Source organism: Arthrobacter sp. UCD-GKA, from assembly GCF_001863355.1.
In the GTDB taxonomy this organism is placed as follows: Bacteria; Actinomycetota; Actinomycetes; order Actinomycetales; family Micrococcaceae; genus Paeniglutamicibacter.
In genome coordinates this window covers 20,059-33,719 of sequence record NZ_MOLR01000017.1, presented here as the reverse complement: position 1 = coordinate 33,719, position 13,661 = coordinate 20,059, and the positions used below count along the sequence as shown (strand labels likewise).

16 protein-coding genes are annotated in these 13,661 nt (G+C 67.2%); 8 read left to right on the top strand and 8 right to left on the bottom strand.

Translation table 11 applies throughout. From position 1 onward, the window contains the following. Nucleotides 1–77 precede the first annotated feature (77 nt). A complete protein-coding gene (locus BLJ79_RS21085; RefSeq protein ID WP_071216782.1) occupies nt 78–854 on the top strand; it encodes a LysE family translocator in 777 nt (258 codons plus the stop codon). 87 nt (nt 855–941) lie between these two features. Continuing rightward, on the top strand, nt 942–2,390 hold the full coding sequence (locus BLJ79_RS21080; protein ID WP_071216781.1) for a DUF5129 domain-containing protein: 1,449 nt from the start codon (nt 942–944) through the stop codon (nt 2,388–2,390). 113 nt (nt 2,391–2,503) lie between these two features. Here BLJ79_RS21080 and BLJ79_RS21075 read toward each other — a convergent pair whose 3' ends face one another. The 3 genes from BLJ79_RS21075 to soxR all read right to left on the bottom strand — a co-directional run bounded on the left by BLJ79_RS21075 (nt 2,504) and on the right by soxR (nt 4,263). After that, the gene (locus tag BLJ79_RS21075) at nt 2,504–3,133 is read right to left on the bottom strand and encodes a superoxide dismutase (protein WP_071216780.1); all 630 of its coding nucleotides are present in this window, start codon (nt 3,131–3,133) and stop codon (nt 2,504–2,506) included. A 56-nt stretch (nt 3,134–3,189) separates the two neighbouring features. Beyond that, complete coding sequence (locus tag BLJ79_RS21070; RefSeq protein WP_071216779.1) at nt 3,190–3,708, bottom strand: flavin reductase family protein; 519 nt, start codon at nt 3,706–3,708, stop codon at nt 3,190–3,192. Nucleotides 3,709–3,783: 75 nt separating this feature from the next. Next, nucleotides 3,784–4,263, bottom strand: coding sequence for a redox-sensitive transcriptional activator SoxR (gene soxR / locus BLJ79_RS21065; protein WP_071216778.1), 480 nt, complete (start codon nt 4,261–4,263; stop codon nt 3,784–3,786). 122 nt (nt 4,264–4,385) lie between these two features. Between soxR and cls the strand changes: the two genes are divergently transcribed. The 4 genes from cls to BLJ79_RS21045 all read left to right on the top strand — a co-directional run bounded on the left by cls (nt 4,386) and on the right by BLJ79_RS21045 (nt 7,996). Beyond that, nucleotides 4,386–5,840, top strand: a complete 1,455-nt coding sequence (gene cls, locus BLJ79_RS21060) for a cardiolipin synthase (protein ID WP_071216777.1) — start codon at nt 4,386–4,388, stop codon at nt 5,838–5,840. A 151-nt stretch (nt 5,841–5,991) separates the two neighbouring features. Further along, the gene (locus tag BLJ79_RS21055) at nt 5,992–6,606 is read left to right on the top strand and encodes a biotin transporter BioY (protein ID WP_071216776.1); all 615 of its coding nucleotides are present in this window, start codon (nt 5,992–5,994) and stop codon (nt 6,604–6,606) included. Nucleotides 6,607–6,659: 53 nt separating this feature from the next. Beyond that, nucleotides 6,660–7,373 carry an energy-coupling factor ABC transporter ATP-binding protein gene (locus tag BLJ79_RS21050; RefSeq protein ID WP_083411532.1) on the top strand — a complete coding sequence of 238 codons (714 nt, stop codon included), beginning with the start codon at nt 6,660–6,662 and terminating at the stop codon, nt 7,371–7,373. Continuing rightward, on the top strand, nt 7,370–7,996 hold the full coding sequence (locus BLJ79_RS21045; protein ID WP_083411531.1) for an energy-coupling factor transporter transmembrane component T family protein: 627 nt from the start codon (nt 7,370–7,372) through the stop codon (nt 7,994–7,996). Before BLJ79_RS21050 ends, BLJ79_RS21045 begins: the two co-directional genes overlap by 4 nt. A gap of 41 nt (nt 7,997–8,037) precedes the next feature. Here the strand turns inward: BLJ79_RS21045 and BLJ79_RS21040 are convergent, their stop codons facing one another. Further along, nucleotides 8,038–8,931: an SDR family oxidoreductase gene (locus tag BLJ79_RS21040; protein WP_071216774.1), complete on the bottom strand. Its 894-nt coding sequence runs from the start codon at nt 8,929–8,931 to the stop codon at nt 8,038–8,040. Beyond that, a complete protein-coding gene (locus BLJ79_RS21035) occupies nt 8,928–9,380 on the bottom strand; it encodes a nuclear transport factor 2 family protein (protein WP_071216773.1) in 453 nt (150 codons plus the stop codon). Before BLJ79_RS21035 ends, BLJ79_RS21040 begins: the two co-directional genes overlap by 4 nt. 55 nt (nt 9,381–9,435) lie before the next feature. Between BLJ79_RS21035 and BLJ79_RS21030 the strand changes: the two genes are divergently transcribed. Continuing rightward, on the top strand, nt 9,436–10,092 hold the full coding sequence (locus BLJ79_RS21030; RefSeq protein WP_175475559.1) for a TetR/AcrR family transcriptional regulator: 657 nt from the start codon (nt 9,436–9,438) through the stop codon (nt 10,090–10,092). Between the two features lie 94 nt (nt 10,093–10,186). Continuing rightward, the gene (gene ypfJ, locus BLJ79_RS21025) at nt 10,187–11,101 is read left to right on the top strand and encodes a KPN_02809 family neutral zinc metallopeptidase (protein ID WP_071216771.1); all 915 of its coding nucleotides are present in this window, start codon (nt 10,187–10,189) and stop codon (nt 11,099–11,101) included. 91 nt (nt 11,102–11,192) lie between these two features. Here ypfJ and BLJ79_RS21020 read toward each other — a convergent pair whose 3' ends face one another. The 3 genes from BLJ79_RS21020 to sufD form a co-directional block, all read right to left on the bottom strand. Then, on the bottom strand, nt 11,193–11,537 hold the full coding sequence (locus BLJ79_RS21020; RefSeq protein ID WP_071216770.1) for a metal-sulfur cluster assembly factor: 345 nt from the start codon (nt 11,535–11,537) through the stop codon (nt 11,193–11,195). A gap of 2 nt (nt 11,538–11,539) precedes the next feature. Beyond that, a complete protein-coding gene (gene sufC, locus BLJ79_RS21015; RefSeq protein WP_071216769.1) occupies nt 11,540–12,298 on the bottom strand; it encodes a Fe-S cluster assembly ATPase SufC in 759 nt (252 codons plus the stop codon). 77 nt (nt 12,299–12,375) lie between these two features. Then, on the bottom strand, nt 12,376–13,659 hold the full coding sequence (gene sufD, locus BLJ79_RS21010) for a Fe-S cluster assembly protein SufD (protein WP_071216768.1): 1,284 nt from the start codon (nt 13,657–13,659) through the stop codon (nt 12,376–12,378). Between the last annotated feature and the right edge of the window lie 2 nt (nt 13,660–13,661).

Sequence of the window (13,661 nt, the reverse complement as noted above, 5' to 3'; positions counted from 1 at the left end):
CGCGAGAACACGCAAGCACATTTCCCCGTTTTCTTCCTAAACTTGCCGGTACACCCACAGCAGGAAAGAGATCGATCATGGACATCCAAACCATCCTTGGCTTCCTCGGGGTGTCTTTTGCTCTAGCCATGACCCCCGGTGCCGACTGGGCCTACGCGATCTCCGCGGGCCTCGGCCGCCACAAGGTCTCTGCTGCCGTGGCGGGGTTGTGCAGCGGCTACGTCTTCCACACCTTCTTGATTGTCGCCGGCATGGCGGCGCTGGTTGCCAGCAATCCTCGACTGCTTTCCTGGATCACGCTGGCAGGTGCGGCCTACTTGCTCTGGCTGGGCTTCAGCACCGCCAGGTCCTGGCGAGGAGCCGGGTTCAGCGCCGAAGGCGGCACGCCCGCGGAAGCACCTGGCGCCGCCGTGGCCCCACCGCTCTCGGCGGGTTCAAGCGGCGGGGCGGACACCATGGTTCGCTCGGCCGTCGAAACCGCGGCACCCCCGCACCCCCGTGAACGCTTCTTCGGGCCGGCATTCTTCCGCGGCCTGGGCACCAGCGGATCAAACCCCAAGGCGTTGCTGCTCTACCTTGCACTGATCCCCCAGTTCATCCATGCGGAGGCGGCCTTCTCCGTCCCGGCGCAGACCGCGCTGCTGGGCCTGAGCCACATGGTGCTCTCGATCTTCGTCTACTCGGGCGTGGCGCTGGGAGCCCGGGCATTGTTGCGCCAGCGTCCAACCGCCGCTCGCTTCATCACCCTGTTCAGCGGGTTGGTCATGATCGTCCTCGGGCTGCTGCTGGTCGCCGAGCAGGCACCAATGCTGCTCGCTTCCATCCAGATGCTGATGGCCCTGCTTGGCGGCTGACACACCCGGGGACGCATGCAGGATCGATCGATTGGGTAAACCCCGTTAGGGTTCAAGGGAAGACTGCAATCGACGAACGGCATACGCATGCGAAAGCTTCTGTCCATCCTGGCCCTGGGTGCCCTGCTGCTGGTCGGCGGTGCCCCGGCGGCACTCGCCGCACCGGCAACGGACATCGTCATCGAGGACGCCGCCGGAACGCTGGATCTGAACACACTGGTCCCGGCCCTCAAAAAGATCTCGTTCAACGAGCCGACCAAGGTTGCCATCTACACGCGGGACGGCGAGTACAACGACAACCTCAACGAGGAAGTGCTGCGCTTCGCACGCCAGAAGCACCCCGAGTGGTTGAGCGCGGATGGGCAAAAGTGGGCCGACTCGCTGTTCGTCTTTGCGCTGGATCCCACCGGCCGGCAGGTGGGCACGTACTTCGGCGAGGACCGGAAGGTCTCCCCCGCCCAACGCGATGACATCCAGAACGCCACCAAGGACCTGTACCGGGAGGCCCAGTGGACCGACGGGACCATCGCCGGGGTCGAGCGTGCCGCACAATTGATGAACCGCCCCTGGTACAAGTCCCCCAAGCTTTACGCTTGGAGCGGCGGCATCTTGGTGGTCGGCGGCATCAGCCTGGGCAGCACACTGTATGTGCGCAGGACCTACCGGAACCGCTCCCTGAAGGCCCTGGACATCGGCAACGCCAGCTACTCGAACGTCAGCCTAGACCTCGAGGCCACCGAGTTGAACGCCAAGACGATCAACGACAGCTCGCGCTACGGCAGCCTCGTGCTGGAAAAATACCGCGGATTCATGGCCGCCTACAACGAGCTCGCCGCGCAGGGCAACAAGGCCAACGGCATGGACCCGAAGTCGCACGTACGCAAGGAAACCGCGCTGTTCATGGAGAAGTACGCGGCCAAGGCGACCGACCTGGACCGCCTGGACGACGTGATCGCCGACACGAACATGCTCCTGAATCTGGGATCGGGCTGGGCCGCTGCGTGGGAACGCCAGCTCGCCCCGTTGCGCGAGGATCTGGCCGAAATCGACTCTTTGGTGATCGGCAAGCATGCCGCACCCGAGGCACCCTCGGCCATTGCCCTGGGCCGCTTCAAGTCCATGACAGCCGCCGACATGGAAAAGTGGGGTGCTGCCCTGCAGGCCAGGCAAATCGGCCCCGAGGAAGCCCTGGACAAGATCGCCGAAGCCCGCGAGCAGCTTACCGGGTTGCTCAAGGAGTACTCGGAGGCGGTGATCGCGAAGTTTGCGAAGGACAAGGAAGAAGAGAAGCTGATGCGGGCGGCCATGCGCACCCCCGAGGCCCGCGGTTCCAGCTATTCCTCGAACCACAGCATTCTGGGCACTGTGTACCCGGCCAACAGGTTCTGGTCTGTCGTGGGGTTCAGCGCCGGCTACAACTCCGGGATTTCCAGCGTGCAGGAAAGCCGCAGCGCCAGCTCGTCCTCGGGCGGCAGCACCGGATACGGCTCCAGCGGCGGCAGTTTCTCCGGCTCCGGATCCTCGTCGCGCTTCTGATCCGCCGCGGCGCCACTCCGCGGTGCGATCCGGCAACAGCGCGGAAAAGGGGCGGGTATCGACTCGGTTCCAGACCGAGCCGACACCCGCCCCAGCGTGTTTTTCGGGTTTTGTTATTTGCCCGGGACGATCAGCGCCGCGGCACCCTTGCGGGCAGCCTCGAAACGCGCCGAGACATCGGCCCAGTTCACGATGTTCCAGAACGCCTTCACGTAGTCGGCCTTCACATTCACGTAATCCAGGTAGAACGCGTGCTCCCACATGTCCAGCATCAACAACGGGGTCGTCGCCACCGGCACGTTGCCCTGCTGGTCGTACAGCTGCTCGATGACCARCTGGCCACCGAGSCCCTCAAAGCCCAGCAACGCCCAACCCGAGCCCTGCAGGCTCATCGCCGCCGCCGTGAAATGCGCACGGAACGCGTCAAACGAGCCAAAGGCGTCGTCGATCGCCGCGGCCAGCTCCCCCTCGGGCTTGTCCCCGCCCTCCGGGGACAGGTTGTTCCAGAAGATCGAGTGGTTGGTGTGCCCGCCCAGGTGGAACGCCAGGTCCTTGGACAACTTCGGCACATTCCCGAACTCGCCCTTCTCCCGCGCCTCGGCCAACTGCTCCAGGGCCGCGTTCGCCCCGGCCACATAGGCCGCGTGGTGCTTCGAGTGGTGCAGCTCCATGATCCGCGCCGAGATGTTCGGCTCCAGGGCCGCGTAGTCGTACTGCAGCTCGGGCAAGGTATATATAGCCAAAATGACTCCTCATTTTCGTGGTTCAGGGATCCGGTGCCCGGTTTTCCGGGAGCCGGTCAAGCGGTGAGGCGTGAGTGCTCACCGATGCTGTGGTAGCCGCGCCGGTGGTAGACCAATGGCGCCGCCATGGATTGCCCGCCGATGACCTCGAGGACCGAGGCGACCACGACGGTTGCCGGGCCGGCGGGGACCCGCGACTCGATCTCGCAGCGCATGGCCACTCCGAGTCCGTGGATCAGCGGTTCGCCGGTGGGCAGGTGTTCCCACCCCGCCAGCCTCGCGAAGCGTTCCTCCCCGGGACCGGCGAACAGCGCCGCGACATCGGCGTTGCGGTCGGTGAGCAGGTGCACCACGATGGTTCCGGACCCCAGGATGGCCGCGGCGGCGCCGGAGCTGCGGGCGATGTTGAAGGCCAGGTAGGCGGGGTCGGCCGACACGGAGATCAGCGAGGAGGCGGTGATGCCGACCGGTCCGCGGGATCCGGCCGCGGTCACGACGGCAACGCCGGCGGGATGGTTGCCGAAGGCAAGGCGAAATTGCTCCGCAACGGTGGCGGCCGGAAATTGGGTCTGCACGGCGGGTGGAGGTTCCTCTCATCACGAGGCCCGTGGCGGTGCCGCGGGCTGTCCTTTGCTCCCCACGCTAGAACCTCAACCTTGGTTGAGGTCAAATTCGGTGTCGTCCCGGAACAACAGGGCACCGCCGCGGTCGTCGGCCAGCTTGTCGTTGGGGTTCACGAATCCGCATTCGGCCAGCGACAGGCAGCCGCAGCCGATGCATCCGCCGAGTCCGTCGCGCAACGACTGCAACTGGTGGATCCGCTCCTGCAGGTCCTCGCGCCAGGCCGCGGAGACCGCCTGCCAGTCCTCCTTGCGCGGGGTCCCGTCGGCCGGAAGCCCGGCAAAGATTTCGGCAATGGAGCGCAGCGGGATGCCGGCGCGCTGGGCCGCGCGGATCACTGCAACGCGCCGCAGCACGCCGCGGTCGAACCTGCGTTGGTTCCCGGTGGTGCGCCAGGAGGAGATCAGTCCCTCCCGCTCGTAGTAGTGCAGTGCCGAGACCGCGACACCGGAGCGGGCCGCCACCTGGCCCACGCTGAGGTCCTGCGCCGCGTTTTCTCCCGTGTCCATCACTCCATTCTGCCTTCTTCCACCCCTGCCGCGCCAAAGGCCGCCGGTCGGGGGAGCATCGCCTAGAGTCGGCAGTGACAACCCGGCGATGTGCGCCGGACCCGCGGCTTGCGAAAGGGCACATGAGCGATCTTGACATCTGGGCACTGGCTCTGGGAGCCGGGCACGTTGCCCTGGGCCTGTTGGCGACGATCCTGGTCTCGCGCAACCGCAAGCCGGCCGAGGCCATCGCCTGGGTCATGGCGATCGTGTTCGTCCCCTTCCTGGGCGCGGCCGCATTCCTGCTCGTCGGCTTCGGCCGCCTGCCGGCACACCGCCGGGCCAAGCAACGCGAGGTCAACGATCTGATCTTCGAGCGCACGCGCGGCCCCTGGCTGACCAGCCACGAACCGGACTGGCCCGCCTGGCTGGCCCCGGCCACCGCGCTGAACAAGGCCCTGGGCGCGCTGCCGATGGTGGGCGGGAACAAGATCACGCTCAACGACGACTATGCCGGAACGATCGCGCAGATGGCCCTGGCCATCGATGCGGCCCGGCACCGGGTGCACGTGCAGTTCTACATCGGGGTGCACGACGAGGCGACGGCGCCCTTCTTCGAGGCCCTGGCCCGGGCGCGCGGGCGCGGGGTCGAGGTCAGGGTGCTGCTGGACCACCTGGCCTCGCTGATGTACCCGCGGCGGAGGGAAACCACCGCGTTCCTGGAATCCATCGGCGCGCAGGTGCACCACATGCTGCCGCTGCGCCCCTGGCGCGGGCAGTGGCAGCGCCCGGATTTGCGCAACCACCGCAAGATCCTGGTCGTCGATTCCTCCACGGGCTTCACCGGGTCGATGAACCTGATCGAGCCGCGCTACCACAAGGCCAAGAACATCCGGCGCGGCCTGTCCTGGCACGAGCTGATGATGCGCATCGAGGGCCCGGCGGTGCGCGAGCTCGACGCGGTGTTCATCACCGACTGGTACTCGGAGACCGGCCAGCTGCTGGTCCTGGACACCACCGCCATCGAGCTGGAGGGCGCCACCGAGCTCATCGACGCGCAGGTGCTGCCCAGCGGGCCGAGCTTCGAGAACGACAACAGCCTCAAGCTCTTCACCATGATGATCCACCAGGCCACCAAGCGGGTCTCCATCACCAGCCCCTACTTCGTGCCGGACGAGTCGATCCTGCTGGCGATACTCACCACCGCCGCGCGCGGGGTGCCGGTGGAGCTGTTCGTCTCGGAGATCGGAGACCAGGCGATGGTCTATCACGCGCAGCGTTCCTACTACGAGGTGCTGCTGCGGGCGGGGGTGCGGATCTACCTGTACCGCGCGCCGAAGGTGCTGCACGCCAAGCACTTCTCCATCGACGACGAGGTCGCCGTCATCGGGTCCTCGAACATGGACATGCGTTCGTTCTCGTTGAACATGGAGATCTCGGTGCTGCTGCACGGACCGGAACTGCTGGCGGACCTGCTCCGGGTGGAGGACAGGTACCGCGAAAACTCGCGGGAGCTTGAGCTCGGGCCGTGGCTTGCCCGGCCGTTGCGCGAGCGGGCGCTGGACAACCTCGCCCGGCTGACCTCGATGCTGCAGTGACGGTTTGTGACGCGGCCCGCGGCCGGTGACCAGGCCCCCGGGCATGGTGGCCAAGACTTTTGAACGGTGTTCAAGTATTGTTTTCGATAACGCACCCGCGCGGCCCGTCCACGACGCCGCCAACTTCACGAACCGACAGGAACACCCAGACATGAGCACCACCGGCCCGCGCCTCGAGGCGCAGTCCCCCGCCCGGATCGGGGCCCGCGACCTCGCCCTGGTCTCCGTCTTCGCCGCGCTCATCGCGGTGCTCACCCTGGTCCCGGCCGTTCCGGTGGGCGCACTGGGCGTGCCGATCACGCTGCAGACCATGGGCGTGGCACTCACCGCCATGATCCTGGGCTCCAAGCGCGGCGGCTCGGCCGTCGCCCTCTACCTGGTGGTGGGGCTGGCCGGGGTGCCGATCTTCGCCAAGTTTTCCGGCGGCCTGGGCTCGCTGGCCTCCCCGAGCGCCGGCTACCTGCTTTCCTTCCCCGTCGCCGCCCTGGTGACCGGCGCACTGGCCACGCTGGTGCTGCGCAAGGTCGCCCGCAGGCGCCGCTTCGCCTGGCTGTTCCTGGCCGGGCTGGCCGGCTCGATCCTCGTCGTGCACCCGCTGGGCATCCTGGGCATGAGCCTGAACGCGCAGATCCCGCTGGGCCAGGCCTTCGTCCTGGACATGGCCTACTGGCCGGGGGACGTGGTGAAGAACCTGCTGGCCGCGGCCATCGCCGTCAGCGTCTTCAAGGCCTTCCCCGCCTTCGCGGCCCGCCGCTTCCAGGCCTAGCTCCGGCCGCAGCCGGATTCGATCCACGACACCAGCAGGGAATACCGTTAAGCGTGATCCGATTCAACAATGCCGGGCTGATCCTGCCCGCCGACGACCCGACCCGGCAGGGGCGCACCGTCCTGGAACCGTGCACCCTGGAACTGGCCGAGCGGCGCATCGCCGTGATCGGCGCCAACGGGTCGGGAAAATCCACGCTGCTGCGCATGCTCAACGGGCTGGTGTCCCCCTCGACAGGTTCGGTCGCGGTCCACGGCTTCGACACCGTGCGCCAGGCCAAGTCCGTGCGCCAACGCGTGGGCTTCCTGTTCACCGACCCGCTCTCGCAGCTGGTGATGCCCATCGTCTCCGAGGACGTCGAGCTCTCGCTCAAGGCCAGCCACAGGGACCGCGGCGCCCGGGCCGCCGCCGCCCTTCGCGCGCTGGCAGCGCTGGGCCTGGACCACCTGGCCCAGCGCAGCATCTACGACCTCTCCGGGGGCGAGCGGCAGCTGGTGGCGCTGTGCAGCGTGCTGGCCGCCGGACAGGACATCCTGGTGGCCGACGAGCCGACCACGCTGCTGGATTTGGCCAACAACGAACTGCTCCAGGCGACGCTGGGCGCCCTGGACCAGCAGGTCATCTACGCGACCCACGACCTGGACTTCGCCGCGGCCGCCGACCGCGCGCTGCTGGTCGCCGGCGGGAAGATCGCCTTCGACGGCCCGGCCCCCGAGGCCGTGGCAGCCTACCGCCGGCTGGTCCGGCAGGGAAGCCCGGCCTCGTGAGCGCCGCGCACCAGATGCTGCTGGGCCACTACCTGCCCGGGACCAGCATCGTGCACCGCGCCCCGCTGGCCGCCAAGTACCTGGTGGTGCTGGCCGTCGGGGCCGCGGTGCTCATCTGGCGCATCCCCGCCGTGGGCCTGGGCGCGCTCGCGCTGGGCACGGGCCTCTTCGCCCTGGCCGGACCCCGGGTGCTGCGCGCCTGGGCCGCCCCGCTGCGCCAGCTGTGGTGGATCTTCGCGATCCTGGGGATCCACCAGTCGATCATCAACTCCCCGCTTTTCGCCCTGACCCTGGTGTCCGGGATGCTCGCGGTCATCCAGTGCGGGCGCCTGGTGCTGCTGACCACCACCCAGGCGGCCCTGCTCGACGGGCTGGAGCGCGCGGCGGCCCCGGTGCGGCTGCTCGGCGGGAACCCTGCCACCGTCGCCCTGGCCGTGGCGCTGATGCTGCGCAGCATCCCGGCGATCGCCACCTCGGTGCAGGAGCTTTCAGACGCCGCCAAGGCGCGCGGCATCGGCCGCAACCCCGCGACGCTGGCCGCACCGGTGGTCATCAACACCGTGGCCTACGCCCAGCGCACCGCCGACGCGCTGGCGGCCCGCGGCATCATGGAGCGCAACTAGCCACGGCCCGGCAACCACGCACTCGGTTCCCGCCCGCGGGATCAGGCCGTTCGCGCCCGTTCACTCTCTCCCGCCGCCTCGACGACGCCGTGCACGAAGTCATCAAGCGATGTCGGTACCACCGAGTACCGCCGGGCCAGCCCGCTGGAATCCAGCGGGGAATCGTAGGTCTCCAGCGCGGCGAGCAGCCCGGCAAGCATCTCGGGCATCGAGTCAATGGGCTGCCCGGGCGCGACAAAGCCAACCGGGATTTTCCGCCCGAGATGCCGCTCGAAGGCCTTGAGGACATCGCGCCACGACACCGCCTCGGGACCGCCGAGCTGCAGCACCTTCCCGATGGCGCCATCGCTGTGCAACGCCGCAACCGCATAGTCGGCGACGTCCTTCATGGCGATGATCGAGTGCCGCCGCCGGCCCTCTCCCACCAGCGTGACGGTTCCGCCGGACAGTGCCGGGGCGCCGATCACCGCCATCGGCAGCATGTCCATGTAGGTGTCCGGTTGCAGGACGGTCCAGTCCAGGGTGCTTTGCCCCAGGCGCACTTCGGTCTCGCCCTTGGCCTGCAACAGCGGCATCGGATGGTGCGGATCGGCGCCGAGCGCGGAGATGAACACGAAGCGACCCACGCCCGCTCCGGTCGCGGCGTCGATGAGGTTCGCATTGCCGTGTCGATCGACCGAGTCGATGGTGTCCGGCCCGCCGCGGGACATCGAGTTCGCGGTGGTGACGATCCCCTGGACCGATTCGCAGGCTGCCCGCAGGGACGCGGGGTCCGTCAGGTCCCCGGGAACGGGATCGGCGCCGGCTTTCACCAAGGCGCGGGCCGCGGGCGCGGCCGGGTCGCGCACCAACACCCGCACCGCTTCTCCGCGGAGCAAAAGCCGCCGCGCAATGAGCCCACCGAGCTGCCCGGTGGCTCCGATGACCAGAATCATGACAAATCCCTCTCCGGCGCCGTTGCTGCGACACCCGTTGTTTCCTCGATGGCGGCGTTGACATCGTCGCCGTTTTCATCCACCGGCTCCAGGTAGAACCGCACGCCGGCCAGCAGTCCGTCACTGACGGTGAAGATCATGACCCCGCGCATCAGCACCGGTGCACCGTCGAGGCGGGTGCCCCCGATCTCCCACTCCGTCCAGGCGCTCCCGCCGTCGATGGATTGGTCGAGGACCCGGGCTTTCAGGTCCGGGATCCCGGTGAACATCCGCTGCCAGTTGCTTCGGACCTGCCCGGCCCCGGTGAAGCCGCGGGCGGGGTGGGCGGGCGTCTCGTTAAGGTAGCCGGGGGCGAAGCAGGCCACGAGGGCGTCAAGGTCGTGGGCGTTGACGGCGTCCACCAGACGGGCCAGCAACGCCTCGGGGGAAGATACTGGAGGGTCGACCATGGTAACTCCAATTTGATACAGTTCGGTGTAACCAATACGAAGTATGGAACTAAAAATGCCCACAGTCAAGAGCTCCCGCGGATACGATTCCTCCTCCCGGCGCGCGGCCGCGCAAAAGACCCGGGATGCGACCCTCGACGCTGCGCAGAAGCTGCTTCTGGCCCGCGGATACCCGGGCACCACCATCGCGCGGATCGCCGCCGACGCACGGGTCTCGGTCGAGACCATCTACAAGTCTTTCGGGGGCAAGCCCGGGCTGGTGCGGGCCATCTACGAACGCGGGCTGCGAGGCAGCGGCTCGGTGGCCGCCTTCGACCGCTCCGATGCCATGCGCACGAGCGCCGCCGACGCGCAGTCCCTGATGCGCGCCTGGGGAGAGCTCACCGCGGAGGTCGCCGAATCCCTGACCCCGATCCTGCTGCTGGTGCGCTCCGCCGCGGCCAGCGACGCAAACATGGCCGAGCTCCAAAGGCGAACCAACGCCGAGCGCCTACAACGGATGGAACACAACGCCCGCTTCCTGCAGGAGCGCGGGTATCTCCGCGAGGATGTGGGATTCGACGAGGCGGTCGACGTCATGTGGCTGCACAGCTCACCGGAACTCTACGAACTGCTGGTGCTCCAGCGCGGCTGGAGCACCGAGCGCTTTGCCCGCTACGTGGCCCGGTCCATGGCCGACGCACTTGTGCGCCCGCCGCATCCACGGCACTGATCCGCCACGGGAATCCGGGCGCATCCCATCGCAATTCCGTGCCCGGCATGCGACACGCCGCCCAAAACCCTCCGGCGCCCGTATTGTATGAACCATGAGCTTCAACGACGACGCGAAACTTGACTCCGGACGCATCAGGGACTCGCGCGGCCGCGGCCGCGGAGGGAAGATCGCCGCCGGAGGCGGCGGGATCATCATGGTGCTGATCGCCGCGCTGCTCGGCATCAACCCCGACATGCTCGCCCAACTGGGCATCGGTTCAGACCCGGGCACCGGGCAGGGAACCACGCAGCAGGGGCCCTCGGCCCTCGAGGGCTGCAAGACCGGGGCCGATGCCAACGCGCGCACCGACTGCCGGATCCTGGCCACCACCCAGTCGCTGGACAGCTTTTGGCTCGAATACCTCCCGCAATACAACGTGGCGGTGGAACGGCCGGGCGTGCAGCTCTTTGACGGGCAGGTGGACACCGCCTGCGGAACGGCCAGCAGCGCCGTGGGACCGTTCTACTGCCCCGGGGACCGCGTCGCCTACTTCGACACCGGGTTCTTCGCCGAACTGAGCACCAACTACGGCGCCGACGGCGGGCCGCTGGCCGAGGAGTACGTGGTGGCACACGAATACGGGCACCACATCCAAAACACCATCGGCACCCTCGCCGCCTCCCAGCAGGGCGGCACCGGGGCCACCTCCGGCTCGGTGCGCGTGGAACTGCAGGCCGACTGCTTCGCCGGCATGTGGGCGGCCCACGCCGCCACCACGAAGGATGCCGAGGGCAACACCTTCATGCAGCCGATCCGCCGGGCCGACCTGCAGTCCGCGCTGTCGGCCGCCTCTGCGGTGGGTGACGACCGCATCCAGGAAGCCGCCTCCGGGCGTGTGAACCCCCAGGTCTGGACCCACGGTTCCTCGGCCCAGCGCCAGGCCTGGTTCCTGCAGGGCTACGCCACCGGGGACATCAACCAATGCGACACCCTCTCGGCGCGCAACCTGGACAAGCCCGGCGCGTAGGCACCCCCGCGGGGGCAGGACCCAAAAAACACGCGAGGTGCGTTTCCCCGGAAAGGGGAAACGCACCTCGCGTGGTGTTCGTCCGTGCGGACTAGATGTTGAAGCCCAGGGCCCGCATCTGGTCGCGTCCGTCGTCGGTGATCCGCTCGGGACCCCATGGCGGCATCCAGACCCAGTTCAGGCGGTAGGAATCAACGACCGATTCCAGTGCCTGGCCGACCTGCTCCTCGATGACGTCGGTCAAAGGGCAGGCCGCGGTGGTAAGGGTCATGTCGATGAGCAGTGCGCCGTCATCGGCGTACTTCAGCCCGTAGAGCAGGCCCAAGTCGACGATGTTGACACCGAGCTCGGGGTCGATTACGTCCTTGAGCGCCTCTTCGACGTCCTCCAGTGCAGTCTCGGCGGACCCGCTGGTCGTCTCGTTGGATACGCTCATGACTAGGCCGGAACGTTCAGGAAGCGGTCGTAGCCCTCTTCCTCGAGGCGGTCTGCAAGCTCTGCGCCACCCTGCTCGGCGATCTTGCCGTCAACGAAGACGTGCACGAAGTCGGGCTTGATGTAGCGCAAGATGCGGGTGTAGTGCGTGATGAGCAGCGTGCCCATCTCGTTCTGCTCCTGGGCGCGGTTGACGCCCTCGGAGACGACCTTCAGGGCGTCGACGTCCAGGCCGGAGTCGGTTTCGTCCAGGATGGCGAACTTCGGCTTGAAGAGTTCCAGCTGCAGGATCTCCACACGCTTCTTCTCGCCGCCCGAGAAGCCCTCGTTGACGTTGCGCGAGGCGAACTCGGCATCGATCTTCAGCGCTTCCATGGCCGTCTTGACGTCCTTGGTCCAGGTCCGCAGCTTCGGGGCAACCCCGTCAATGGCGGTCTTGGCGGTGCGCAGGAAGTTGGTCATCGAAACGCCCGGAACCTCGACCGGGTACTGCATGGCCAGGAACATGCCGGCGCGTGCACGCTCGTCAACGCTCATCTCCAGGACATCGGCACCGTCGAGGGTGATCGAGCCGGAGGTGACGGTGTAGCGCGGGTGCCCGGCGATGGTCGAGGCCAGCGTGGACTTGCCCGAGCCGTTGGGGCCCATGATGGCGTGGGTTTCGCCGGTCTTGATGACCAGGGAAACGCCCTTGAGGATTTCCTTGTTGCCCTGCTCGGTCTCGATGGAGACGTGCAGGTCCTTGATTTCCAGAGTAGACATGCCTTGAGTCCGTTCTCTTTCCGTGAAGTCGATGTGAATCGACGAAGTTTTAGGTGTTGGTGGGGGGAAAGCCTGAATTAGCTGTCCGTGGCGGCGAGCTCGCGCTCGATCGTCTCGGCCAGGCGTTCCTCGATCTCCGGAACCCGGATCTGCTGCACGATTTCGTTCAGGAAGCCACGCACCACCAGGCGGCGTGCGGTCTTCTCGTCGATGCCGCGGCTCATCAGGTAGAAGAGGTGCTCGTCGTCGAAGCGTCCGGTGGTCGAGGCGTGTCCGGCACCGTCAATCAGGCCGGTCTCGATTTCCAGGTTCGGCACCGAGTCGGCGCGTGCGCCTTCGGTGAGCACCAGGTTGCGGTTCGCCTCGTAGGAGTTGGTCCCCTTGGCTTCCTTGCGGATCAGCACGTCGCCGACCCACACGGTGTGCGCGTCCTTGCCCTGCAGGGCACCCTTGTACAACACGTTGGACTTGCAGTTCTCGGTCGCGTGGTCCACGAACAGGCGGTGTTCCAGGTGCTGTCCGGCATCCGCGAAGTAGAGTCCGAAGAGCTCCACCTCTCCGCCTTCGCCATCGAAGTGCGCCGACGGGGTCATGCGCACCAAGTTTCCGCCGTAGGTGACGGCGATGTGCTTCAGGTGCGCGTCCTTGCCGACCTTGGCCAGGTGGGAGGATGCGTGGATGGCGTCCTCGGCCCAGGCCTGCAGCGAGATCACGGTCAGCTTGGCGCCTTGGCGGATATCGAATTCGATGTTCTGGGCCAGCACCGCGGACCCGACGTGGTCAATGACCACCACGGACTCGGAGTTGGCTTCGGCGATGACCACCATGTGGCTGGCCGCGGCCTCGAGCGAGGTTCCGGTGTAGGTCAAGGTGACCTGTTCGCCGGTGGAGTTCGCCGGGATCGTGACGATCTTGGCCTCGGCTGCATGCTTCCAGGCGTTGGCCGAGATGCGGTCCTCCGGGATGCCGGCCGAACCGACGCGTGCGTCGGTCATGGCAACGGTTTCCAGCGTGGAGACGTTGGCGCCTTCGACGGTCAACGCGGGGGCAACCCCGGTCAGCTCGTTCTTGTGCAGGCCGCCCATGCGCTTGAGCGGCGTGAAGCGGAAGTCCTCTTCACGACCGGTCAGCACCGGGAAGTCCTCGACGTTGTAGCTGGTCTTGCGACCGGCACGCGAGGAATCGGGGATTCCCGCGCCGCCGCCGTGGCTGTGCGCCTTGACGGCGTCACCGCCAATCGGGGAGGACACTTCGGCTGCGTTCAACGGCGAAAGGTTTTCGCCCTCTTCGGTGAAACCGGAAATGCTCGGCGCACCGATGCGGGCCTTTTCGCCCGTTAAGTGAGTTGCGGTATCAGTCATGA